At 53.6% G+C, this 23845-nt stretch carries 23 protein-coding genes; 15 read left to right on the forward strand and 8 right to left on the reverse strand.

Annotated elements, in window-relative coordinates:
- Window positions 1-44 precede the first annotated feature (44 nt).
- From bamA to QLG08_RS09035, 13 genes are all read left to right on the forward strand, one after another.
- The gene (gene bamA, locus QLG08_RS08975; protein WP_015700922.1) at window positions 45-2456 is read left to right on the forward strand and encodes an outer membrane protein assembly factor BamA; all 2412 of its coding nucleotides are present in this window, start codon (window positions 45-47) and stop codon (window positions 2454-2456) included.
- A gap of 96 nt (window positions 2457-2552) precedes the next feature.
- Window positions 2553-3053 (forward strand): OmpH family outer membrane protein, encoded by a 501-nt coding sequence (locus QLG08_RS08980; RefSeq protein ID WP_014606549.1) that lies wholly within the window; start codon window positions 2553-2555, stop codon window positions 3051-3053.
- 3 nt (window positions 3054-3056) lie between these two features.
- On the forward strand, window positions 3057-4082 hold the full coding sequence (gene lpxD / locus QLG08_RS08985; RefSeq protein ID WP_013024695.1) for a UDP-3-O-(3-hydroxymyristoyl)glucosamine N-acyltransferase: 1026 nt from the start codon (window positions 3057-3059) through the stop codon (window positions 4080-4082).
- Window positions 4083-4234: 152 nt separating this feature from the next.
- A complete protein-coding gene (fabZ, locus tag QLG08_RS08990; protein ID WP_006117769.1) occupies window positions 4235-4690 on the forward strand; it encodes a 3-hydroxyacyl-ACP dehydratase FabZ in 456 nt (151 codons plus the stop codon).
- 3 nt (window positions 4691-4693) lie between these two features.
- Window positions 4694-5482: an acyl-ACP--UDP-N-acetylglucosamine O-acyltransferase gene (gene lpxA / locus QLG08_RS08995; RefSeq protein ID WP_013024697.1), complete on the forward strand. Its 789-nt coding sequence runs from the start codon at window positions 4694-4696 to the stop codon at window positions 5480-5482.
- A 3-nt stretch (window positions 5483-5485) separates the two neighbouring features.
- Window positions 5486-6634, forward strand: a complete 1149-nt coding sequence (gene lpxB, locus QLG08_RS09000; protein WP_013024698.1) for a lipid-A-disaccharide synthase — start codon at window positions 5486-5488, stop codon at window positions 6632-6634.
- Entirely contained in the window at window positions 6627-7253 is a 627-nt protein-coding gene (rnhB, locus tag QLG08_RS09005) for a ribonuclease HII (protein ID WP_014606548.1), read from the forward strand. Before lpxB ends, rnhB begins: the two co-directional genes overlap by 8 nt.
- A 28-nt stretch (window positions 7254-7281) precedes the next feature.
- A complete protein-coding gene (gene dnaE, locus QLG08_RS09010; protein WP_014592968.1) occupies window positions 7282-10764 on the forward strand; it encodes a DNA polymerase III subunit alpha in 3483 nt (1160 codons plus the stop codon).
- A 12-nt stretch (window positions 10765-10776) separates the two neighbouring features.
- Window positions 10777-11733, forward strand: a complete 957-nt coding sequence (gene accA / locus QLG08_RS09015; protein WP_013024701.1) for an acetyl-CoA carboxylase carboxyl transferase subunit alpha — start codon at window positions 10777-10779, stop codon at window positions 11731-11733.
- A gap of 121 nt (window positions 11734-11854) precedes the next feature.
- On the forward strand, window positions 11855-14002 hold the full coding sequence (locus tag QLG08_RS09020) for a lysine decarboxylase LdcC (protein WP_022622238.1): 2148 nt from the start codon (window positions 11855-11857) through the stop codon (window positions 14000-14002).
- 29 nt (window positions 14003-14031) lie between these two features.
- The gene (locus QLG08_RS09025) at window positions 14032-14421 is read left to right on the forward strand and encodes a VOC family protein (protein WP_014592971.1); all 390 of its coding nucleotides are present in this window, start codon (window positions 14032-14034) and stop codon (window positions 14419-14421) included.
- A gap of 47 nt (window positions 14422-14468) precedes the next feature.
- The gene (gene tilS, locus QLG08_RS09030) at window positions 14469-15776 is read left to right on the forward strand and encodes a tRNA lysidine(34) synthetase TilS (protein ID WP_161611326.1); all 1308 of its coding nucleotides are present in this window, start codon (window positions 14469-14471) and stop codon (window positions 15774-15776) included.
- Window positions 15776-16084: a cytochrome c gene (locus tag QLG08_RS09035; RefSeq protein WP_013024705.1), complete on the forward strand. Its 309-nt coding sequence runs from the start codon at window positions 15776-15778 to the stop codon at window positions 16082-16084. The genes tilS and QLG08_RS09035 overlap by 1 nt, the downstream gene beginning before the upstream one ends.
- A 37-nt stretch (window positions 16085-16121) precedes the next feature.
- On the opposite strand, the gene rof is transcribed toward QLG08_RS09035, so the two are convergent.
- Window positions 16122-16382 (reverse strand): Rho-binding antiterminator, encoded by a 261-nt coding sequence (rof, locus tag QLG08_RS09040; protein WP_013024706.1) that lies wholly within the window; start codon window positions 16380-16382, stop codon window positions 16122-16124.
- Entirely contained in the window at window positions 16369-16569 is a 201-nt protein-coding gene (locus QLG08_RS09045; RefSeq protein WP_014606545.1) for a YaeP family protein, read from the reverse strand. Before QLG08_RS09045 ends, rof begins: the two co-directional genes overlap by 14 nt.
- Before the next feature lie 217 nt (window positions 16570-16786).
- Between QLG08_RS09045 and arfB the strand changes: the two genes are divergently transcribed.
- Window positions 16787-17197 (forward strand): alternative ribosome rescue aminoacyl-tRNA hydrolase ArfB, encoded by a 411-nt coding sequence (arfB, locus tag QLG08_RS09050; RefSeq protein WP_013024708.1) that lies wholly within the window; start codon window positions 16787-16789, stop codon window positions 17195-17197.
- A gap of 117 nt (window positions 17198-17314) precedes the next feature.
- Here the strand turns inward: arfB and proS are convergent, their stop codons facing one another.
- The 6 genes from proS to metN form a co-directional block, all read right to left on the reverse strand.
- Window positions 17315-19033, reverse strand: coding sequence for a proline--tRNA ligase (gene proS / locus QLG08_RS09055; protein ID WP_282472890.1), 1719 nt, complete (start codon window positions 19031-19033; stop codon window positions 17315-17317).
- Between the two features lie 88 nt (window positions 19034-19121).
- Window positions 19122-19826 (reverse strand): tRNA (N6-threonylcarbamoyladenosine(37)-N6)-methyltransferase TrmO, encoded by a 705-nt coding sequence (gene tsaA / locus QLG08_RS09060; protein ID WP_013024710.1) that lies wholly within the window; start codon window positions 19824-19826, stop codon window positions 19122-19124.
- A complete protein-coding gene (gene rcsF, locus QLG08_RS09065) occupies window positions 19823-20221 on the reverse strand; it encodes an Rcs stress response system protein RcsF (RefSeq protein ID WP_014592974.1) in 399 nt (132 codons plus the stop codon). The genes tsaA and rcsF overlap by 4 nt, the downstream gene beginning before the upstream one ends.
- A 126-nt stretch (window positions 20222-20347) precedes the next feature.
- The gene (locus QLG08_RS09070; protein ID WP_014592975.1) at window positions 20348-21163 is read right to left on the reverse strand and encodes a MetQ/NlpA family lipoprotein; all 816 of its coding nucleotides are present in this window, start codon (window positions 21161-21163) and stop codon (window positions 20348-20350) included.
- A 29-nt stretch (window positions 21164-21192) separates the two neighbouring features.
- Entirely contained in the window at window positions 21193-21846 is a 654-nt protein-coding gene (locus tag QLG08_RS09075; RefSeq protein ID WP_013024713.1) for a methionine ABC transporter permease MetI, read from the reverse strand.
- Window positions 21839-22870, reverse strand: a complete 1032-nt coding sequence (metN, locus tag QLG08_RS09080; protein WP_020693764.1) for a methionine ABC transporter ATP-binding protein MetN — start codon at window positions 22868-22870, stop codon at window positions 21839-21841. Before metN ends, QLG08_RS09075 begins: the two co-directional genes overlap by 8 nt.
- A gap of 188 nt (window positions 22871-23058) precedes the next feature.
- Here metN and gmhB point away from each other — a divergent pair, with 188 nt between their 5' ends.
- Window positions 23059-23619 carry a D-glycero-beta-D-manno-heptose 1,7-bisphosphate 7-phosphatase gene (gmhB, locus tag QLG08_RS09085; RefSeq protein WP_116197775.1) on the forward strand — a complete coding sequence of 187 codons (561 nt, stop codon included), beginning with the start codon at window positions 23059-23061 and terminating at the stop codon, window positions 23617-23619.
- Window positions 23620-23845 lie beyond the last annotated feature (226 nt).

Consider the following 23845-nt stretch of genomic DNA (forward strand, 5'->3'; position numbering starts at 1 on the left):
AACGCGAGCTTACGTGGGATGTGTTAGGAAAACGCATAATAACGATGGCGATGAAAAAGTTGCTCATAGCGTCGCTGCTGTTTAGCAGCGCCACCGTTTACGGTGCAGACGATTTCGTGGTGAAGGACATTCATTTCGAAGGGCTGCAGCGAGTCGCCGTCGGCGCGGCTCTGCTGAGCATGCCAGTTCGGGTTGGCGATACGGTGAATGACGATGACGTCAGAAATACCATTCGCTCCCTGTTCGCAACTGGCAACTTTGAGGATGTTCAGGTCCTGCGAGATGGTAATACGCTGATTGTTCAGGTCAAAGAACGTCCCACCATCGCCAGCATTACCTTCAGCGGTAACAAAGCGGTTAAAGACGATCAGCTCAAACAAAACCTTGAAGCCTCAGGCGTGCGCGTCGGCGAAGCGCTGGACCGCACCACCATCTCTTCGATTGAGAAGGGCCTGGAAGACTTCTACTACAGCGTGGGCAAATACACCGCCAGCGTTAAAGCCGTAGTCACACCGCTGCCGCGTAACCGCGTCGATTTGAAACTGGTGTTTACCGAAGGTGTTTCTGCCAAAATTCAGCAGATCAATATCGTCGGTAACAAAGCTTTTAGCTCCGACGAGCTCATTTCCCGCTTCCAGTTGCGTGACGAAGTGCCGTGGTGGAACGTGGTGGGCGACCGTAAATACCAGAAGCAGAAACTGGCGGGCGACCTTGAAACCCTGCGCAGCTTCTATCTGGATCGGGGTTATGCGCGTTTCAACATTGATTCGACCCAGGTCAGCCTGACGCCGGATAAGAAAGGCATCTACATCACCGTGAACATTACCGAAGGCGATCAGTACAAGATTGCTGGCGTAATCGTAAACGGCAGCATGGCGGGTCATTCGGCCGAAATCGAACATCTGACCAAAATTCCGGCGGGCGAGCTGTATAACGGCACGAAAGTCACGTCGATGGAAGATGACATTAAGAAACTGCTGGGTCGCTACGGCTATGCCTATCCACGTGTTGTGACACAGCCTGAGATTAACGATGCGGATAAAACCGTTAAGCTGCACATCAACGTCGATGCGGGTAACCGCTACTACGTGCGTAAAGTGCGCTTCGAAGGAAACGATACATCAAAAGATGCCGTACTGCGTCGTGAAATGCGTCAGATGGAAGGCGCCTGGCTGGGCAGCGACCTGGTCGATCAGGGCAAAGAGCGTCTGAATCGTACGGGCTATTTTGAAACCGTTGACGTGGATACGCAGCGCGTTCCCGGCTCACCTGACCAGGTTGACGTGGTCTATAAAGTTAAAGAACGCAATACCGGTACCTTTAACTTTGGCGTCGGCTACGGTACAGAAAGTGGCGTGAGTTTCCAGGTCGGTGTTACCCAGGATAACTGGCTCGGCACCGGTAATACCGTGGGGATTAGCGGCACTAAAAACGATTACCAGACCTATGCAGAATTCTCCCTGACCGATCCCTACTTTACCGTTGACGGTGTGAGTCTGGGCGGCCGGGTGTTCTACAACAACTTTAAGGCCAGCAACGCCGATCTCTCCGGCTATACCAACAGAAGTTACGGTACAGACGGTACATTGGGCTTCCCAATCAACGAGAACAACTCGCTGCGCGTCGGTCTGGGCTATGTCCATAACGACCTGTCTGACATGCGTCCACAGGTTGCGATGTGGCGTTATCTTGACTCGGTCGGTAAGCCACAGCAGTTGAACAGCAACGGCGACTTCTCTGCTGACGACTTCACCTTTAACTATGGCTGGACCTATAACACGCTCGATCGTGGTTTCTTTGCCACCTCAGGTAACCGTACTAACCTGAACGGCAAAGTCACGATTCCAGGTTCAGATAACCAGTTCTACAAAATGACCCTGGACAGCCAGCAGTATGTTCCGATCAATAAAGATCATACCTGGGTTGTGTTAGGTCGCGGTCGTGTGGGCTACGGTGACGGCATTAGCGGTAAAGAGATGCCGTTCTATGAGAACTTCTACGCCGGCGGTTCGAGTACCGTGCGCGGGTTCCAGTCCAATACCATCGGTCCGAAAGCCGCTTACCTGAACAATGGTTCGTCATACTGTAACCTGAGCGATCCGAACGGTATCTGTAAGTCGAGCGATGCAATCGGGGGTAACGCGATGGCGATTGCCAGCGTTGAGCTGATCACGCCAACACCGTTCCTGAGTGAGAAATATTCGAATTCCGTCCGCACTTCGCTGTTTGTGGATGCGGGTACGGTCTGGGATACTAAATGGCAGAACACGGCGGAGACGCGCGCGGCCGGTATTCCTGACTACAGCGATCCGAACAACATTCGCGTTTCGACCGGTGTGTCTTTACAGTGGATGTCACCGCTGGGGCCGTTAGTCTTCTCCTATGCCCAGCCGGTTAAGAAAGTTGAGGGAGATAAGTCAGAGCAGTTCCAGTTTAACATTGGTAAAACCTGGTAATGTTCTGTACAGGGATGTTAAAAAATTAGCTTGCACACGTGGGGCATTGCTATGCTCCACGCTGCAAACATACATGTTGAGGGTAAGGAGTTTATAGTGAAAAAGTTGTTATGTGCAGTTACTCTGGGTGTTGCATTGGCTGCTTCTGCTGGCGCACAGGCGGCGGATAAAGTCGCAACTGTGGATCTGAGCCAGGTTTTCCAGAAATCACCTCAGCGCGCGACTATCACCAAGCAGCTCGAGAGTGAATTCCAGGGCCGCGCGGCAGAACTCCGTTCTCAGCACGACAAAATCCAGCAGGAAATGCAGGATCTGCAGCGTAACGCGCCAACCATGAAGGCGAGCGAGCGCAGCAAGAAAGAGAAGCAGATTGACTCTGAGCGTAATGCTTTCCAGGCAAAAGCCGACGCGTTTGAGAAAGACAACCAGACCCGTCAGGTTCAGGAGCGTAACAAGCTGCTGGAAAAAATCCAGACTGCTGTTCAGTCGGTTGCCAAAAGCGGCGGCTATGACCTGGTGCTGAATTCTCAGGCTGTGCTGTATTCGGGTTCTGATGTTAAAGACATCACCGATGAAGTTGCGAAGCAGGTTAAATAATCGATGTCATCAATTCGACTGGCTGATTTAGCCCAGCAGTTGGATGCAGAATTGCACGGAGATGGCGATATCGTCATCTCCGGCATTGCTTCTATGCAATCCGCCACCACTGGTCAAATCACGTTTCTTGCCAACAGCCGTTACCGCGAGCAGCTCGCCCTGATCCAGGCTTCAGCCGTGGTGCTGACGGAAGCGGATCTGGAGTGGTGTAAAACCGCCGCGCTGGTTGTTAAAAACCCCTATCTTACCTATGCGCGAATGGCGCAGTTACTGGATACGACGCCGCAGCCTGCGCAGCACATTGCGCCGAGCGCCGTGATCGATTCCAGCGCCAGACTGGGTGAGAATGTGTCCATCGGCGCCAATGCCGTTATTGAGTCCGACGTGGTACTCGGTGACAACGTGGTCATCGGCCCAGGCTGTTTTGTGGGCAAAAAAACCCGTATCGGCAACGGCTCGCGTTTATGGGCTAACGTCTCGGTTTACCATGAGGTGCAGATTGGTCAGGATTGTCTGATTCAGTCCGGCACAGTGATAGGTTCAGATGGGTTCGGTTATGCTAACGATCGTGGCAACTGGGTGAAAATCCCGCAGTTGGGTTCGGTCATCATTGGCGATCGGGTCGAAATCGGTGCCTGTACCACCATCGATCGTGGTGCGCTGGATAACACTCTGATCGGCAATGGTGTTATCATAGATAACCAATGTCAGATTGCTCACAACGTGGTTATTGGCGACAATACTGCGGTTGCTGGCGGTGTGATCATGGCGGGTAGTTTGAAAATTGGTCGTTATTGTATGATTGGCGGTGCCAGCGTCATTAATGGCCATATGGAAATCTGTGACAAAGTAACCGTAACCGGCATGGGCATGGTTATGCGTCCGATAACAGAACCTGGTGTATACTCCTCAGGCATTCCATTACAGCCCAACAAAACCTGGCGCAAAACTGCAGCGTTGGTGATGAATATCGATGAACTAAGCAAACGCTTAAAAGCAATCGAGCGGAAAGTCGGCAAAGACGACTAGACGCCATCCCATGACAGACCGGCTTTCATAATAACAGTGTTAAGCAGGGAAGCCAGGCGCCACGGAACCTATTTGCGGCCTGCCAACGATCATGATGATCGGTGCAGGCCGTGTTATTGATGTCATCAGATTTTTAGGACAGGAAGAGTATTTTGACTACTGAAACTCATACTCTGCAAATTGAAGAGATTTTAGAGCTGCTGCCGCACCGTTATCCGTTTCTGCTGGTAGATCGCGTGCTGGATTTTGAAGAAAACAAATATCTGCGCGCCGTAAAGAATGTCTCCTTTAACGAGCCGTTTTTCCAGGGGCATTTCCCTGGTAAACCGATTTTTCCCGGCGTTCTGATTCTGGAAGCGATGGCACAGGCCACCGGCATTCTGGCATTTAAAAGCGTGGGTAAACTGGAGCCAGGCGAGCTTTATTATTTTGCTGGCATTGATAATGCCCGTTTCAAGCGTCCGGTCGTACCGGGCGATCAAATGATTATGGAAGTGACCTTCGAGAAAACCCGCCGTGGTCTGACTCGCTTCAATGGCGTAGCGACTGTCGACGGTAAAATCGTCTGTGAAGCGACCATGATGTGTGCCCGTAGCCGGGAGGCATAACTCGTGATTGATCCAACCGCCAACATCCATCCCAGTTCAGTCATCGAAGACGGGGCTGTTATCGGCCCCGGCGTTCATATTGGTCCTTTCTGTTTTGTCGGGGCGAATGTCGAGATTGGTGAGGGAACCGTCCTTAAGTCACACGTGGTGGTAAACGGCCATACGCGTATCGGTAAAGACAACCAGATCTATCAGTTTGCTTCTATCGGTGAAGTGAATCAGGATCTGAAATACGCGGGTGAACCTACCCGTGTTGACATTGGCGATCGTAACCGTATTCGTGAAAGCGTGACCATTCATCGTGGCACGACTCAGGGCACAAATGTCACGGTTGTCGGCAGTGACAATCTGTTGATGGTTAACGTCCATATCGCGCATGACTGTGTCATTGGCAACCGCTGCATTATGGCCAACAATGCGACACTAGGCGGCCATGTCACTGTCGACGATTTCGCCATTATTGGCGGCATGACGGCCGTGCACCAGTGGTGCACCATTGGCGCACATGTGATGGTTGGTGGTTGTTCAGGCGTGGCTCAGGATGTGCCGCCCTATGTCATTGCGCAAGGCAACCATGCCACGCCATTCGGTATCAACATTGAAGGCCTGAAGCGCCGTGGCTTCAGCAAAGAAGCACTGCACGCTATCCGCAACGCCTACAAGTTACTTTATCGCAGCGGCAGAACGCTGGATGAAGTCAAACCGGAAATCGAGGCGATTGCTCAGCAGCACAGCGAAGTGCAGCCTTTCTTTGATTTCTTTGCTCGTTCAACTCGTGGATTAATTCGCTAATTCATGTCAGCGCGTCCCCTTACGATTGCCCTGGTCGCCGGAGAAACCTCTGGCGATATCCTTGGCGCAGGCCTGATTCGGGCATTAAAAGCGCGTCATCCTGATGCCCGTTTTGTTGGCGTCGCGGGTCCGCTAATGCAGGCCGAAGGTTGCGAAGCCTGGTACGAGATGGAAGAGCTGGCGGTGATGGGCATTGTGGAGGTGCTGGGGCGGTTACGGCGTTTATTAAGTATTCGTCGCGATCTTACGCAGCGCTTTACCGCGCTTCAGCCTGACGTCTTTGTCGGTATTGATGCGCCGGATTTCAACATCACGTTGGAAGGCCATCTCAAACGCGCAGGCATTCGCACCATTCATTACGTCAGCCCCTCTGTCTGGGCCTGGCGACAAAAGCGCGTCTTTAAAATCGGCCGCAATACCGATCTGGTATTGGCGTTTCTGCCGTTTGAAAAAGCCTTCTACGACCGTTTCAACGTTCCCTGTCGCTTTATTGGTCATACCATGGCGGATGCCATGCCGTTACAGCCCGACAAGGCCGCCGCTCGCCGCCATCTTGGCATAGACGAGCACGCGCTCTGTCTGGCACTGCTTCCCGGCAGCCGGGGTGCCGAAGTCGAAATGCTGAGTGCGGATTTCCTTAAAACCGCACAGCGTCTGCGTACGCACTATCCGGCGCTGGAAATTGTCGTGCCCCTGGTTAACGCTAAGCGCCGCGAACAGTTTGAAAAAATTAAAGCGGAGGTCGCGCCTGAGCTGCCGATGCACCTGCTGGATGGTCAGGGCAGGGAAGCCATGGTGGCAAGTGATGCTGCGCTACTGGCTTCGGGAACGGCGGCGCTGGAGTGCATGCTGGCAAAATGCCCGATGGTGGTTGGCTACCGCATGAAGCCGTTTACCTTCTGGCTGGCTAAACGACTGGTCAAAACGGATTACGTCTCTTTGCCGAATCTGCTGGCCGGGCGCGAACTGGTCAAAGAGCTGTTGCAGGATGAATGTCAGCCTGAGGCGCTGGCCGCGGCGCTGGATCCGTTGCTCCATGCCAGTCGTGAACGTGAAACGCTGCTGAACACCTTTTATGAACTGCACCAGCAGATCCGCTGGAACGCTGACGAACAAGCCGCAGATGCGGTGCTGGAGCTTGCCAATGGCTGATTTTATCTATCCTGCCGCCGGTTGTATTGCCGGGGTGGACGAAGTCGGGCGCGGGCCATTAGTCGGGGCCGTTGTGACCGCCGCCGTGATCCTCGATCCCGCGAATCCTGTTCCCGGCCTGGCAGACTCCAAAAAACTGTCAGAAAAACGCCGTCTCGCGCTGTTTGATCAAATCAAAGAGAAAGCGCTCGCCTGGAGCCTGGGGCGCGCAGAACCGGACGAGATCGACAATCTTAATATCCTGCACGCCACGATGCTGGCGATGCAGCGCGCGGTCGCTGGCCTGTCCATCACGCCAGACTTTGTGCTGATTGACGGCAATCGCTGTCCGGCGTTGCCGATGCCTTCTCTGGCGGTGGTGAAAGGCGACAGCCTGGTCGCCGAAATCAGTGCCGCCTCCATCATCGCCAAGGTCACGCGCGATCGTGAAATGGCAGAGCTGGATTTGTTGTTTCCGCAGTATGGTTTTGCGCAGCATAAAGGTTATCCTACGGCGTTACACATGGAAAAATTGACGCAGTACGGTGCAACCCCTCATCACCGCCGCAGCTTTGCGCCGGTGCGTAATGCGCTGATTGATGCCGATGTACTGGCGAGCAGCCTGACCACGCTGCGCTAATCCGAACCTGTTTTAACCGGAAACTGATATGGCCGAACCCCGTTTTATACATCTGCGCGTACACAGCGACTATTCCATGGTCGACGGCCTGGCGAAAACCGGCCCGTTGATCAAGAAAGCGGCTGCGCTGGGTATGCCAGCCATCGCGATTACCGACTTCACCAACCTTTGCGGGCTGGTGAAATTTTACGGCGGTGCGCACGGTGCAGGGGTTAAACCGATTATCGGGGCAGATTTTAACGTTGCCAGCGAGTTGATGGGCGATGAACTGACCCAGATTACCGTGCTGGCGGCAAATAATACCGGCTATCAGAATCTGACACTGCTGATTTCCCGTGCTTACCAACGGGGTTACGGTATTGCTGGCCCGATTATCGATCGCGACTGGCTGGCCGAACTGCAGGAAGGGCTGATTCTGCTGTCCGGGGGCCGTCGAGGGGATGTTGGCCGCAGCCTGCTACGAGGTAACAGCGCGCTGGTGTCTGACTGCCTGGCTTTCTATCAACAGCATTTCGCCGATCGCTACTTCCTGGAGCTGGTCCGTACCGGTCGTCCTGATGAGGAGAGCTATCTGCATGCGGCGGTTGAGCTGGCGATTGCAGAAGGGATCCCCGTTGTTGCCACGAATGAAGTCTGCTTCATCAATGAAGAAGATTTCGACGCCCACGAGATCCGTGTTGCCATTCATGATGGTTACACGCTCGACGATCCGAAACGTCCCCGTCATTACAGTCCTCAGCAATACATGCGCAGCGAAGAGGAGATGTGCGAGCTGTTCGCGGACATCCCGGAAGCGCTGGAAAACAGCGTAGAGATTGCTAAGCGTTGTAACGTCACGGTCCGGCTGGGTGAGTACTTTCTGCCCCAGTTCCCGACAGGGGATATGACCACCGAAGACTTTTTGGTGATGAAATCCCGCGAGGGGCTGGAAGAGCGCCTCGCGATGCTGTTTCCGGACGAAGCCGTACGGGCCGAAAAGCGGCCGGAATACGATGAACGTCTGGAAGTGGAACTCAACGTTATTAACCAGATGGGGTTCCCTGGCTACTTCCTGATCGTGATGGAGTTTATCCAGTGGTCGAAAGATAACGGCGTGCCGGTTGGGCCGGGCCGTGGTTCTGGTGCGGGATCCTTAGTCGCCTATGCGCTCAAGATCACTGACCTTGATCCGCTGGAGTTCGACCTGCTGTTCGAACGTTTCCTGAACCCAGAACGTGTTTCCATGCCCGACTTCGACGTCGATTTCTGCATGGAGAAACGTGACCAGGTGATTGAACACGTGGCCGACATGTACGGCCGCGAAGCGGTGTCTCAGATTATTACTTTCGGCACCATGGCGGCTAAGGCGGTCATTCGTGACGTGGGACGCGTTCTGGGCCATCCCTATGGTTTTGTCGATCGTATTTCAAAGCTGGTGCCGCCCGATCCGGGCATGACGCTGGAAAAAGCCTTTGCTGCAGAGCCGCAACTGCCGGAAATTTATGAGGCCGATGAGGAAGTCAAAGCGCTAATTGATATGGCGCGCAAGCTGGAAGGTGTTACGCGAAACGCCGGTAAGCACGCGGGTGGGGTAGTGATTGCGCCCACCAAAATTACCGATTTTGCGCCACTGTACTGTGACGAAAACGGCCAGTATCCGGTGACGCAGTTTGATAAAAATGATGTGGAATATGCCGGCCTGGTGAAGTTTGACTTCCTGGGGCTGCGTACGCTGACCATTATCGACTGGGCACTGAAGATGATTAACCCGCGCCGTGAAAAGCAGGGGTTGCCGCCGATCGATATCGCCACCATTCCGCTTGAAGACAAGAAAAGCTTTGATATGCTGCAGCGCGCGGAAACCACGGCGGTTTTCCAGCTTGAATCGCGCGGCATGAAAGATCTGATCAAGCGTCTGAAACCTGACTGCTTTGAAGACATGATCGCCCTCGTGGCGCTGTTCCGCCCTGGCCCGTTGCAGTCGGGCATGGTGGATAACTTTATCGACCGTAAGCACGGTCGGGAAGCCATCTCCTATCCTGATATCCAGTGGCAGCATGAAAGCCTGAAGCCGGTTCTCGAGCCGACCTACGGCATTATCCTGTATCAGGAACAGGTAATGCAGATCGCCCAGGTCCTGTCTGGCTATACGCTCGGCGGAGCGGATATGCTGCGTCGCGCCATGGGTAAAAAGAAACCCGAAGAGATGGCCAAGCAGCGCTCCGTATTTAAAGACGGCGCTGAAAGCATGGGCATCGACGGCGAACTGTCGATGAAAATCTTCGATCTGGTAGAGAAATTTGCCGGATACGGTTTTAACAAATCGCACTCTGCGGCTTATGCGCTGGTGTCCTATCAAACGCTGTGGCTGAAAGCGCATTATCCGGCCGAATTTATGGCTGCGGTCATGACGGCGGATATGGATAACACGGAAAAAGTGGTTGGCCTGGTGGATGAGTGCTGGCGCATGGGGCTAAAGGTCCTGCCGCCGGATATTAACTCGGGCCTGTATCAGTTCCACGTCAATGATGAGGGCGAGATCGTTTACGGCATCGGCGCCATTAAAGGCGTCGGTGAAGGGCCGATCGAAGCGATCATCGATGCGCGTAACGAGGGCGGTTATTTCCGGGAGCTGTTCGATCTCTGCGCGCGCACCGATACCAAAAAGATCAACCGTCGGGTCATGGAAAAACTGATCATGTCAGGTGCCTTTGATCGTCTCGGCCCGCATCGCGCTGCCTTAATGAGCGCCCTTAACGATGCGCTGAAGGCGGCGGATCAGCATGCGAAAGCCGAAGCGATCGGCCAGGCGGACATGTTTGGCGTACTGGCCGACGAGCCTGAACAGGTAGAACAGTCCTATGCCAGCGTGACGCCCTGGCCGGAACAGGTGCAGTTGGATGGTGAACGCGAAACCCTTGGGTTGTATCTTACCGGCCATCCTATTAATCAGTATTTAAAAGAAATTGAGCGTTACGTTGGCGGGATGCGTTTGAAAGATATGCATCCTACCGATCGTGGTAAGATTACCGTTGCGGCAGGTCTGGTGATTGCTGCGCGTGTAATGGTGACCAAACGCGGCAACCGAATTGGTATTTGTACACTTGACGATCGTTCCGGCCGTCTCGAAGTCATGTTATTTACCGATGCGTTAGATAAATACCAGCAACTGCTGGAGAAAGACCGTATCCTGATCGTCAGCGGACAGGTCAGCTTTGATGACTTCAGTGGTGGGCTTAAAATGACCGCCCGGGAAGTCATGGACATCGACGAAGCGCGCGAAAAATACGCCCGTGGACTTGCTATCTCGCTGACGGACAGGCAAATTGATGACCAGCTATTAAACCGACTCCGTCAGTCCCTGGAACCTCATCGTTCAGGGACAATTCCGGTGCATCTCTACTATCAGAGAGCCGACGCGCGAGCGAAGCTACGCTTTGGTGCAGCGTGGCGAATTTCGCCCAGCGATCGTTTACTCAACGATTTGCGGTCGTTAATTGGATCGGAGCAGGTGGAACTGGAGTTTGACTAAAACAGGAACATTATGAGTCTTAATTACCTGGATTTTGAACAGCCAATTGCAGAACTGGAAGCGAAGATTGATTCGCTAACCTCGATTGGTCGTCAGGACGATAAACACGTCAATCTCGACGAAGAAGTGAAGCGACTGCGCGAGAAAAGCGTTGAGCTGACCCGTAAAATCTTCGCCGATTTGGGCGCATGGCAAATTGCACAACTGGCACGCCATCCGCTACGTCCTTATACCTTTGATTACGTGCGCAATGCCTTTGACGATTTCGATGAGCTGGCGGGTGACCGTGCTTATGCGGATGACAAAGCCATTGTGGGTGGGATTGCGCGCCTTGATGGTCGCCCGGTCATGATCATTGGTCACCAGAAAGGACGTGAAACCAAAGAGAAGATTCGCCGTAATTTTGGCATGCCAGCACCAGAAGGCTATCGCAAAGCGCTGCGCCTGATGGAAATGGCTGAGCGTTTCAAGATGCCAATCCTGACCTTTATCGATACGCCGGGCGCTTATCCTGGGGTTGGTGCGGAAGAGCGTGGTCAGTCTGAGGCTATTGCCCGTAATCTGCGGGAAATGTCCGGTCTGAAGGTGCCTGTGATCTGTACGGTCATCGGTGAAGGCGGTTCCGGTGGTGCGCTGGCTATTGGTGTGGGTGATAAAGTTAACATGCTGCAGTACAGCACTTACTCTGTTATCTCTCCGGAAGGCTGTGCCTCTATTCTGTGGAAAAGCGCCGATAAAGCGCCTCTGGCAGCCGAAGCGATGGGTATTACCGCGCCGCGTCTGAAAGAGCTGAAGCTGATTGACTCGGTTATCCCTGAGCCACTGGGCGGGGCGCATCGTCATCCTGTCGAAATGGCGCAGTCGCTGAAACAGCAACTGCTGGCCGATCTGGCCGATCTGGAAGGGCTCAGCACCGAAGAACTGCTCGATCGCCGTTATCAACGTCTGATGAGCTACGGCTACGCCTGATTGTGCTTCATGACGATAAAGCGGACTTCGGTCCGCTTTTTTTATGCCATTAATCTGACTGCAGTTGAGTGGCATCATTCGCTATGCTTACTTAATGCCTCAACAATCAGGGAGATGTGCATTGAATATTCTGGCGATCATGGGCGCGCATGGCGTGTTTTACAAAGATGAACCCTTGCGCGAACTGGAAGTCGCGCTGAGTCAGCAAGGTTTTCAACTAATTAGGCCGAAAAACAATGACGATCTGCTAAAACTCATTGAACACAATCCCCGTATTAGCGGCGTCATTTTTGACTGGGATGAACACAACAGCCCGGAGCTGTGTGGTGAAATCAATCAGCTTAATGAATACCTGCCGCTGTATGCCTTTATCAATACCCATTCCCAGATGGATATCAGTATCAATGAAATGCGTATGCCGCTGCATTTCTTTGAATATGCGCTGAACGCCGCCGACGATATTGCTCTTCACATTCGCCAGTACACAGATGACTACCTCGACAACATCACGCCGCCGTTGACCAAAGCGTTGTTTACCTATGTGAAAGAGGGGAAATACACCTTCTGTACCCCAGGCCATATGGCCGGTACGGCCTTCCAGAAAAGCCCGGTCGGCTGCTTGTTCTATGACTTTTTTGGTGCCAATACGCTGAAGTCGGATATCTCGATTTCGGTAACGGAACTGGGATCGCTGCTGGACCACACAGGGCCGCATCTGGAAGCCGAGGAGTATATCGCCCGCACTTTTGGTGCGGAACAGAGCTACATGGTGACCAACGGCACCTCGACCTCGAATAAAATCGTCGGAATGTATGCTGCCCCGGCAGGCAGCACGATTCTGGTGGACCGCAACTGCCATAAGTCGCTCACGCATCTGTTGATGATGAGCGATTTGATCCCCATCTGGCTCAAGCCAACACGCAACGCATTGGGTATTTTGGGCGGTATTCCGCAAAAAGAGTTCACCCGTGCCAGCATCGAGCAAAAAGTGGCGGTCACGCCGCGCGCCAGTTGGCCGGTACATGCGGTGATCACCAATTCGACCTACGACGGTTTGCTCTACAACACTCAGTACATCAAGCAAACCCTTGAGGTGCCGTCGATCCACTTTGATTCTGCCTGGGTTCCCTATACCAACTTTCATCCCATCTATGAGGGGAAAAGCGGCATGAGCGGTGAGCGGGTGCCGGGTAAAGTCTTCTATGAAACGCAGTCCACCCATAAACTGCTGGCGGCTTTTTCCCAGGCTTCGCTGATTCATATTAAAGGCGACTATGACGAGCAGACGTTTAATGAAGCCTACATGATGCACACCACCACCTCACCGAACTATGCCATCGTCTCATCCATTGAGACAGCGGCGGCGATGCTGCGCGGAAATCCGGGCAAAAGGCTCATTAACCGGTCAGTGGAACGCGCCCTGCATTTCCGTCGTGAGATACAGCGGTTGCGAGAAGAGTGCGACAGCTGGTTTTTTGATATCTGGCAGCCTGAACACGTTGATGAAGCCCAGTGCTGGCCAATACAGCCGGGGGAAGAGGACTGGCACGGATTCACCCAGGCCGATCGCGACCACATGTATCTTGATCCGATCAAGGTAACGATCCTGACACCCGGCATGAGCGAGCTGGGCGTGATGGCGGAAGAGGGCATTCCGGCGGCGCTGGTGGCGAAGTTCCTGGATGAGCGCGGCATCGTGGTTGAAAAAACCGGCCCTTACAATCTGTTATTCCTGTTTAGTATCGGCATTGATAAAACCAAAGCGATGAGCGTGCTGCGAGGGTTAACGGAGTTTAAGCGCGCCTACGATCTCAATCTCCGGGTCAAAAATATGTTGCCGGATCTCTATGCGGAGGATCCCGATTTTTATCGCAACATGCGTATTCAGACGCTGGCGCAGGGGATCCACCGTCTTATCCAGCAACATGATTTACCGCGGCTCATGTTGAAGGCGTTTGACGTGTTGCCCGAGATGAAAATGACGCCGCATCAGGCTTTTCAGCAACAGGTGAAGGGCAATATTGAAACCGTGAACATCAATGAGCTGGTGGGCCGCATCTCTGCCAACATGATCCTGCCTTATCCTCCGGGCGTTCCTCTGGTGATGCCTGGTGAAATGATCACAGAACAAAGCCGCGCCGTACTCGACTTCCTGTTAATGCTGTGTAGCATTGGACGCCACTATCCTGGCTTTGAGACGGATATTCACGGCGCGATCCTCACCGAAGAGGGGGAATATCGGGTACGTGTGCTGAAACAGGCCGGGTAACAGGACGTCATGTTTAACAGGAAGCAACGATGCTACAGCTAACGCACATCCATCATATCGCGATCATTGCATCAGACTATTCGCGCAGCAAAGCGTTTTACTGCGACATTCTGGGGTTTGAACTGCAAAGCGAACACTATCGTGAAGCGCGTGATTCGTGGAAAGGGGATCTGGCACTGAACGGTCAGTATACGATTGAGCTGTTTTCGTTTCCCACACCGCCCGCACGCGTCAGTCAACCGGAAGCCTGTGGCCTGCGTCATCTGGCCTTCAGCGTGCCGGACGTTGAAGCGGCGATGCGCTATCTGGCAACGCAAGGCGTGATATGTGAAGCGATCCGCATCGATGAGCTAACCGGAAAGCCCTGCACGTTCTTTGCCGATCCGGATGGTTTGCCGCTGGAACTCTATCAGGCGTAAAATGGCGGCTTTGGGCGACTCCACTGGCCGCGGTATGGATTGAGAACATGTCTGATTTTGACGCACTGTTAAAGGAAAATGACGCGCTGGTCGTGGCGTTCAGCGGTGGTCTGGATTCTACCGTTCTGCTTCATCAACTGCGGGCCTGGCAGCAAGCGCGCCCGCGGTCACGGCTGCGTGCGCTGCATGTGCATCATGGCCTCAGCCCGAATGCCGATAGCTGGGCAGCGCACTGCCTGTGCCTGTGCGAACGGTGGCAGATTCCTTGTGAAGTCCTGCGTGTGCAGGTAACGGATCAGGGACAAGGCATTGAAGCGGCAGCGCGGCAGGTGCGCTATCAGGCTCTGGGGCAGGCGCTGTGCGCGGATGAAAAGCTGCTAACCGCGCAGCATCTGGACGATCAGTGTGAAACGCTGCTCCTGGCGCTGAAACGCGGCAGCGGCCCGGCGGGCCTGGCGGCCATGCCGGCGGCGGCGACGTTTGCCGGACATGCCTTACTCAGACCCTTGTTAAACCATTCCCGCCTGAGCCTGGAGCAGTACGCCAAGGCGCATCAACTGGTCTGGGTTGAAGATGAAAGCAATCAGGATCAGCGCTATGACCGAAACTTTCTGCGTCAGCAGCTGTTGCCGACGCTTCTGCGCCGCTGGCCGCATTTTGCCGAGGCGTCGGCGCGCAGTGCCGCCTTGTGTGGCGAGCAGGAGCAACTGCTGGATGAGTTACTGGCTGAGCCGCTTAGCGAGCTTATTCAACCCGACGGTAGCCTGTGCTTCACACCTTTGCTGACCATGAGTGAGGTAAAAGGCAACGCCCTGCTGCGCCGCTGGCTGGCCGCTCAGGGCGAGAAAATGCCGTCGCGCGAAGCATTACGTCGAATCCGTCAGGAGATCATGTTGTGCCGTGAAGATGCGCAGCCGCGCCTGAAGCTGGGCAACCACGAGATCCGTCGCTACCGGCAGCAGCTTTACCACTTGCCGCTCAGCGCCTCTTTAGCTGACTGTGAAATCGCCTGGAATGACGTCGAACAACCTCTGCATTTGCCACAAAACCTGGGCGTACTGACGGCCGAAAAAAGCACGAGTACGCTTCGCTGCCCACAACCGCAGGAGCAGGTATTCGTGCGGTTTCACGCAACAGGCTATGTGCATATCGTGAATCGCCCAGGCGGACGAGATATAAAAAAAATCTGGCAGAGGCTGAATATCCCGCCCTGGCAACGCGCGCGTATTCCATTAATTTATTTTAATCAGACGTTGATTTGCGCGCCCGGGCTGTTTGTTACCCGCGAAGGTGCCAGCGAGGATGCTGCTGGCTGGCAAGTCAACTGGCAGAAAACGTCGGGAGAGCCGGAATAATGCAACGCATAGCAGCCTTGCTGCTGATAACTGTTTTACCGGTCCACGCCGCAGGCGATGTGAACGCGGGTGAGCAACGCGCGGCCGCCTGTATGGCCTGCCACGGGGCACAGGGTAAAGCAACCACGCCTCTCTATCCCAATCTGGCTGGCCAAAATGCGGCCTATCTTAACCAGGCATTACAGGCCTATAAGAAAGGGGAACGAAGCGGGGGACAGGCTGAAGTCATGAAGGCATTTGTGGCAGGCTTAAATGATGAGGATATGGCGAATTTAGCCGCCTATTACAGTTCGTTGAAACCTGAATGAGGTGGGCGGGAGTGCATCCCGCCCGACGGGAAGTGAATTACTCTTCGCTGACAACAACGGTGCCGAGTTCAGGATGGCTGAAGCTGGCAATGTGATCGAGGCGTAACTCGCGCGTTTCACCGGAAAGGTCAATCGCCAGATATTCAACGTTTTTACGTGAAAGAATATCTTTGGCTTTGGCCTTAAGCTGTTCACCGTCTTTTAACTCCAGCGACAGCATCCAGTTTTTTTGGCAGGCGAGTTCCAGATTATCGTAGTCATCGCAATTGATGGGTTTATAAGCTTCATTCATCAACATAGTCGCTCACCAATAAGTTTGCGGCGGCATAGGCCGCCTGTTCCCTGAGAGAAGCGTTTAGCGCAACATTCGCGGCAATATCATCCAGCGCTTTTAAGGCGCAGCCAATGGCATCGGGTACATATCCCAGATCTCCGCTGCCGATTTCGGCATATTTTTGGCGAACTAACTCACAATATTTTTGCACAGGCACCTCCTCAGCAGAGCAGAAACACTCTGGTTGATTAGCGACTATATCACAGGCATTTCCAGAAAATCAGCCAGGCAAAAACAGGAACCGCGCGCAAATCACTGCTAAAGTAGCTGGCTACGCCGTCTAAGACGACTCAGGATAAAGCACGAAAGGTTCAGTGAATGGATAGCCCGATACAAAAAAACGCGTACTGCACGCAGGCAGGTGACAGATGATTATGCTGTCACGCAACGTTGAGCTGCCGGACAGTGAAATTGAACTGACGGCTATTCGGGCGCAGGGTTCTGGCGGTCAGCATGTGAATAAAACCAGCACCGCCATTCATCTACGTTTCGACATTGCCGCCTCGTCCTTGCCACCGTTCTATAAAGAGCGACTGCTAAATGCCAGCCACCACTTAATTACCGGTGACGGAACCGTGATCATCAAGGCGCAGGAGTACCGGAGTCAGGAGATGAACAGGGAGGCGGCACTGCAGCGGCTGGTCAACCTGATCCGCGAACTTACCACGGTAGAGAAAGTCCGGCGCTCAACACGACCTACGCGCGCCTCGAAAGAGCGCAGACTGGAAGGCAAGTCACGGCGCAGCAATACCAAAGCGCTGCGCGGTAAGGTGCAATAAGGGGCATGTACATGGGACGTTATGACAAGTCAGACAGGGGCAGAATGCGGGAACAAGCCTGATAGCCGCACGTTATTCAGCAAAAAAAACGCCCCTTAAAGGGGCGTTATAGTGCGGTTACTTGTTAAGCGCGTTAAGCAGAAATTCGACAATTTCATCCTGCTTGATCATCTGCTTCTCACCGGCACGACGGGCTTTATACTCAATCTCCTGATTATCAAGATTGCGATCGCCAATCACGATGGTGTGCGGTACGCCAATCAGCTCCATATCCGCAAACATCACGCCCGGACGCTCTTTACGATCGTCCAGAATCACCTCTACACCTTTGGCGCGCAGCGTGTTGTACAGCTCTTCCGCTAACTCTTTCACGCGGAACGATTTCTGCATATTCATCGGCAGAATCGCCACTTCGAACGGCGCCAGCGCAGCAGGCCAGATGATGCCGCGGTCGTCATGGTTCTGCTCGATGGCCGCCGCAACCACGCGGGTGATGCCGATGCCGTAGCAGCCCATGGTCATGATCTGGTTACGACCGTCTTCGCCCTGTACAGAGGCTTTCATCGCTTCAGAGTATTTGGTGCCCAGCTGGAAAATGTGGCCGACTTCGATACCACGTTTAATCTGCAACGTACCTTTGCCATCCGGGCTCAGGTCACCTTCCACGACGTTACGCAGATCGGCTACCTGCGCCATTGGCAGATCGCGTTCCCAGTTGATGCCGAAATAGTGTTTACCCTCAATGTTGGCACCAGCACTAAAATCGCTCATCTTCGCCACGGTACGGTCTGCGATAACTGGCATATTCAGCCCCACTGGGCCGAGCGAGCCAGGACCCGCACCAACCGCTGAGCGGATCTCTTCTTCGGTGGCAAAGGTCAGCGGAGAAGCAACCAGAGGCGATTTCTCTGCCTTGATTTCGTTCAGTTCGTGATCGCCGCGAACCAGCAACGCCACCAACGCGTGACCGCTTTCTTCTGCGCCCTTCACCATCAGGGTTTTCACGGTTTTCTCAATCGGCTGCTGGAACTGGCTCACCAGTTCTGCGATGGTTTTGGTATTCGGCGTATCCACCTCACGCATCTCTTCTGCAGGGGCAGGACGATCGCCCGCGGGCGCGACGGCTTCAGCAAATTCAATGTTGGCGGCGAAGTCAGACGCCGTTGAGAAAATCACGTCATCCTCACCGCTCTGCGCCAGCACCTGGAATTCGTGGGATGCGCTACCACCAATTGAGCCGGTATCGGCCTGCACTGCACGGAAATCCAGCCCCATACGATTGAAAATCTGGCTGTAGGCGCGATACATCGCGTCATAGGTTTCCTGCAGCGATTCCTGAGTAGTATGGAAGGAGTAAGCATCCTTCATGATGAATTCACGCGAGCGCATCACGCCAAAGCGCGGGCGCACTTCATCACGGAATTTAGTCTGGATTTGATACAGATTCAGCGGCAGCTGTTTGTAGGAGCTCAGCTCATTACGAATCAGATCGGTGATCACTTCTTCGTGCGTCGGACCGAGCACAAACGGGCGCTCATGGCGATCGGCAACACGCAATAGCTCTGGACCGTACTGTTCCCAGCGACCGCTCTCCTGCCACAGATCGGCGGGTTGCACCACAGGCATTGAAATCTCAATGGCACCGGCATTGTTCATTTCTTCACGGACGATGTTTTCGACCTTTTTTAATACGCGCAGTCCGGTTGGCAGCCAGGTATATAAGCCTGAAGCCAGTTTACGGATCATCCCGGCACGCAGCATCAGCTGGTGGCTGATCACTTCCGCGTCAGAAGGTGTCTCTTTCTGAGTAGAGAGCAGATATTGAGTAGTACGCATTGATTACGATTCCAGTTGATCGGAAATTCACAGACAAAATTTGCTGGCGGCTAGTGTACCAGTGAGATCACTGGCTAAAAAGCGGGTTTTAACGCGGATCGATAGCCACGACTTCCGTCCCTGCGTCATCAATGCGCCAGCGCACGTTAAACTCCATTAGCCAGGCGGCATATTCCCTGTCCTGGATTTCACCTTTACGGTAAGCGGGCCGCGGATCCTGAGCGAGAACGTCGCTGATAAAGCGTGCCAGATGCGGATAGCGGGCGTGCTGTTGCAACTGCTGTTGGGCAAGCGCTGAAAACCGGACCGGCATAGTGCTTTCCGGCGCGGCCTGCGCGAAACCGGCGCGCGCTTCGGGCAGCGCCTCGGCAAAAGGCAGGTAAGGTTTAATATCGACAACCGGCGTACCGTCCACTAAATCCAGGCTGCCCAGTTGCAGAATGACCTGCTGCTTCTCGCAGCGAATGCCTTTGAGCTCAACCAGCGACATGCCGACGGGATTGGGGCGAAAAGTGGAGCGGGTGGCAAAAACGCCCATGCGCGCGTTACCGCCCAGCCGTGGAGGCCGTACGGTAGGGCGCCAGCCGCCTTCCATGGTCTGATGAAAAACAAACAGAATCCAGAGGTGGCTGAAGTCTTCCAGGCCGCGCACGGCATCCGCCTGGTTATAAGGCGGCAAAAGATGCAGTTCGCCGCCGCCGTCCTGTACCAGCCCAGGCTGACGCGGCACGGCGAACTTCTCTTTCCAGGGTGAACGGATCACGCCGATTTGCGCAAAGGCGAATTCACTCATTGACTGGTGACTTTCAACGCCGATCCCTGACAAACAGCCTGACGGTAACAGCCCGGTGTGCTGCTGACGATTTCACATTTATGCAGCAGCACAGCATTGGCTTTCATCTGTGACGCTTTAATCTGCATACGTTTACGTGCGGTAGCGATATTTGGGGGGGAGCTCTGATTGCTCACCTGGCAATCTTCAGCGGACACTTCGCCTAAATCGCGGAAGGGTTTGCTCACCAGATCGGCCGCATCGGTGTAAACCTTAACAGGCGCGGGACGATACGTTGGCTTACGTGTCGGTTCGCTGGATTGCTGCGGATGAGAAGGTGCGCTGCTTATTGGGTGGTACTCTCGAACACACCCTGTCAGCATCAATGCTAACAAGCAGAGCGGTAAAAAACGCATGGCAACATCCTCAAGTTTCAAAAAGTGGCGTTATTGAAACAAGGACACGGATAAATAACAAGTCAGCAAAGCGCAATATCAGAAAGGGCGGCTATAAGCCGCCCTGAGGAGAGATGTAAGGCTAAATTACCAGCCTTTAACCGCACCACCGTTAAAGACTTTATTCGCCGCATCCGCGACCTCGTCAGACTGATAAGCCTGCACGAATTTTTTCACGTTTTCTGCGTCTTTATTGTCCTCACGCGCAACAATCAGGTTCACGTACGGTGAGTCTTTATCTTCAACAAAGATGCCATCTTTCGCCGGTGTCAGGCCGATCTGGCTGGCGTAAGTCGTGTTGATGACCGCCAGTGCGATTTGCTGATCGTCCAGCGAACGTGGCAGCTGTGGCGCTTCCAGCTCAACAATCTTCAGGTGTTTTGGATTCTCAACGATATCCAGTGAGGTTGGCAGCAGGCCCACACCGTCTTTCAGCTTAATCAGGCCCACTTTCTGCAGCAGCAGCAGCGAACGACCAAGGTTAGTTGGGTCATTAGGAATGGCAACCTGCGCGCCGTCCTGCAGTTGGTCGAGTGATTTGATCTTTTTCGAGTAGCCCGCAATCGGATAAACGAAAGAATTACCAACGGATACCAGCTTGTAACCACGATCTTTGATTTGTTGATCCAGATACGGTTTATGCTGGAAGGCATTCACATCAATATCACCTTTGCTCAGTGCTTCGTTAGGCAGCACGTAGTCGTTAAAGGTGACCAGCTCAACATCCAGGCCATACTTATCTTTAGCGACTTTAGCCGCCGCTTCCGCAACCTGCTGTTCTGCGCCGACAATCACGCCCACTTTAATGTGGTTTGGATCTTTGGCTTTTTGATCGCATCCTGCCAGCGCAATCGCGCCAATTAATGCACCCACAGCGGCAATTTTTTTAAATTTGAAAGACATATCCTTTCCTTAATAGTGATATTGCTTGCTTATTTATGGGACACAGCACGCACGATGCGGTCGCCACAGAATTGTATGAGATACACCAAAACGACTAATAACACTAATACCGTATTCATCACTGTCGCGTTATATCCGATATAACCGTATTGGTAGCCAATCTGTCCCAGACCGCCCGCGCCCACGGCTCCGCCCATTGCAGAGTAGCCGACCAGCGTAATCAACGTGATGGTGGCCGCATTGACAAGGCCGGGCAGGGCTTCGGGCAGCAGCACTTTTCGCACGATTTGCATCGGTGTGGCACCCATGGCACGTGACGCTTCGATCAGTCCGGTTGGCAGTTCCAGCAGGGCGTTCTCAACCATACGGGCAATAAAGGGCGCCGCACCCACGGTCAGTGGCACAATGGCGGCCTGCAAGCCAATAGAGGTGCCAACAATGATGCGGGTAAACGGAATCATCCAGACCAGCAGGATAATAAAGGGAATAGAGCGGAAGATGTTGACCAGCGCCGACAGCACCCGATACAAACCTTTGTTTTCCAGAATCTGACCCGGACGGGTCACATAGAGCAGGACGCCTACCGGTAATCCCAGTACGAAACCGAAAAAGCCAGAGACAAAGGTCATCATCAACGTTTCCCACACGCCGCGCCCCAGCAACGCAATCATCGCTTCAGACATAACCTAGTACCTCTACTTTTACGTGATGTTCCTGCAGCCACTGAATCGCGGCCTGTGTATCGCTTTCGCTGCCGTGAATTTCCGCCAGCATGATGCCGAACTTCACACCGCCGGCATAATCCATCTGCGCACTAATAATGTTGTTGTTGATATTGAAACGACGCGCGGCTTCAGACAGTAAAGGTGCATCGACAGACTGCCCGGTGAATTCCATACGCAGTAAGGGCATGCTCTCTGGGCCTGCTTCAGGTGACAGGCGCTGTTGATAATCGTCCGGAATATCCAGGTGCAGCGTTGACTGGATAAACTGTTGTGCCAGCGGCGTTTTAGGATGCGAGAAGACTTCGCTCACGCTGTCCTTTTCAATTAACTCGCCCTGGCTTATCACTGCGACCTGATCGCAGATGCGTTTTACGACATCCATCTCATGCGTAATCAGCAGAATGGTCAGGCCAAGACGACGGTTAATATCTTTGAGCAATTCAAGAATCGAACGGGTTGTTGCCGGATCGAGCGCGCTGGTGGCTTCATCACACAGAAGGACTTTGGGATTGCTTGCCAGCGCACGCGCGATAGCGACGCGCTGTTTCTGACCACCGGAAAGATTGGCTGGCCAGGCGTCGTGTTTATCAGCCAGGCCGACCAGATCCAGCAGCTCGGTCACACGCTTTTTAATTTCCTCACGAGAGAGCTGACCCAGCTCTAACGGCAGCGCAACGTTGCCCGCAACCGTGCGTGAGTTCATCAGGTTAAAGTGCTGGAAAATCATGCCGATCTGACGGCGGGCTTGAGTCAGTTGCCGTTCGCCCAGCGCCGTTAAGTCTGCACCGTCAACCAGCACGCGGCCGGAAGTCGGGCGTTCAAGCAGATTCACGCAACGAATGAGCGTGCTTTTACCGGCACCGGATGCACCGATGACGCCATAGATTTGCCCGGCAGGTACGTGCAGGCTGACATTCGATAATGCCTGTATCGATCGCGAACCTTGCTGGAACACTTTGGTAATATTTTCTAATTTAATCATTACGTTATTTATTATCGTCTTGCATTGTCCGTGGTCTGGTGTGCTCTCATCACTGAAAGCATGCATAAGCTGGATGGATGGTAAGGCATCCAGACGTCTAAATCAATGGAAGTGATTCAATCAGACATTCTCCCTTTAATCGCAATCGTGCGATACTGATCGGCAATTTTTATAGCAGGAGTTTTTACGTGACGAATAAAGTCCCGGCCATTTTTCTCGATCGCGATGGCACCCTCAATGTTGATCACGGCTACGTCCACGAAATCGATAATTTCCAGTTTATTGATGGCGTCATTGAAGCATTGCAACAATTAAAGAAGATGGGCTTTGCGTTGGTTGTCGTGACTAACCAGTCTGGTATTGCTCGCGGTATGTTTAGCGAAGATCAGTTTATGCGGCTTACCGAGTGGATGGACTGGTCGCTGGCCGATCGGGATATCGACCTTGATGGGATCTATTTCTGCCCGCACCTTCCCGACGCGACGGTTGAAGAATATCGCCAGCAGTGTGACTGCCGTAAGCCTCAGCCCGGAATGTTACTGTCCGCGCAACAAGAGTTGCACATCGATATGGCGGCCTCTTATATGGTGGGTGACAAACTGGAAGATATGCAGGCCGCCGAGGCAGCCGGCGTAGGTAAGAAAGTCCTCGTTCTCAGCGGTAAGCCGGTCACGGCTGAAGGTGAAGCGCTGGCTGACTGGGTAATAAAGAGTCTTGCCGAGTTACCTGCCCGTATTAAAAGCGCGTAAAACAGCCCCTTTGTGCAAATTTCAGACGAACAGCAAAAAAGTTCAAATTTGCACTTGCGCTCTGTGAAAGCTTCCCTATAATGCGCCTCCACTGACACGGCACAACGGCTTACGTAACGCGGTGTTCAGCAGGAGGCTCCCAGGAGTTTCCGCCGGAGAAAAACTTCTGAAAAAGAGGTTGACTCTGAAGGAGGAAAGCGTAATATACGCCACCTCGCGACAGACG

Source organism: Pantoea sp. V106_11 (assembly GCF_029967885.1).
Lineage (GTDB): Bacteria > Pseudomonadota > Gammaproteobacteria > Enterobacterales > Enterobacteriaceae > Pantoea > Pantoea ananatis.

Bases quoted from the DNA above. Each gene is read 5' to 3' on its own strand.
- arfB (WP_013024708.1), top strand. From the start codon at position 16,787: ATGATTATGCTGTCACGCAACGTTGAGCTGCCGGACAGTGAAATTGAA.
- rnhB (WP_014606548.1), top strand. From the start codon at position 6,627: ATGGCTGATTTTATCTATCCTGCCGCCGGTTGTATTGCCGGGGTGGAC.
- rof (WP_013024706.1), bottom strand. From the start codon at position 16,382: ATGTTGATGAATGAAGCTTATAAACCCATCAATTGCGATGACTACGAT.
- lpxB (WP_013024698.1), top strand. From the start codon at position 5,486: ATGTCAGCGCGTCCCCTTACGATTGCCCTGGTCGCCGGAGAAACCTCT.
- QLG08_RS09070 (WP_014592975.1), bottom strand. From the start codon at position 21,163: ATGTCTTTCAAATTTAAAAAAATTGCCGCTGTGGGTGCATTAATTGGC.
- tilS (WP_161611326.1), top strand. From the start codon at position 14,469: ATGTCTGATTTTGACGCACTGTTAAAGGAAAATGACGCGCTGGTCGTG.
- QLG08_RS09025 (WP_014592971.1), top strand. From the start codon at position 14,032: ATGCTACAGCTAACGCACATCCATCATATCGCGATCATTGCATCAGAC.
- lpxD (WP_013024695.1), top strand. From the start codon at position 3,057: ATGTCATCAATTCGACTGGCTGATTTAGCCCAGCAGTTGGATGCAGAA.
- proS (WP_282472890.1), bottom strand. From the start codon at position 19,033: ATGCGTACTACTCAATATCTGCTCTCTACTCAGAAAGAGACACCTTCT.
- dnaE (WP_014592968.1), top strand. From the start codon at position 7,282: ATGGCCGAACCCCGTTTTATACATCTGCGCGTACACAGCGACTATTCC.
- bamA (WP_015700922.1), top strand. From the start codon at position 45: ATGGCGATGAAAAAGTTGCTCATAGCGTCGCTGCTGTTTAGCAGCGCC.
- metN (WP_020693764.1), bottom strand. From the start codon at position 22,870: ATGATTAAATTAGAAAATATTACCAAAGTGTTCCAGCAAGGTTCGCGA.
- rcsF (WP_014592974.1), bottom strand. From the start codon at position 20,221: ATGCGTTTTTTACCGCTCTGCTTGTTAGCATTGATGCTGACAGGGTGT.
- QLG08_RS09035 (WP_013024705.1), top strand. From the start codon at position 15,776: ATGCAACGCATAGCAGCCTTGCTGCTGATAACTGTTTTACCGGTCCAC.
- tsaA (WP_013024710.1), bottom strand. From the start codon at position 19,826: ATGAGTGAATTCGCCTTTGCGCAAATCGGCGTGATCCGTTCACCCTGG.
- QLG08_RS09075 (WP_013024713.1), bottom strand. From the start codon at position 21,846: ATGTCTGAAGCGATGATTGCGTTGCTGGGGCGCGGCGTGTGGGAAACG.
- accA (WP_013024701.1), top strand. From the start codon at position 10,777: ATGAGTCTTAATTACCTGGATTTTGAACAGCCAATTGCAGAACTGGAA.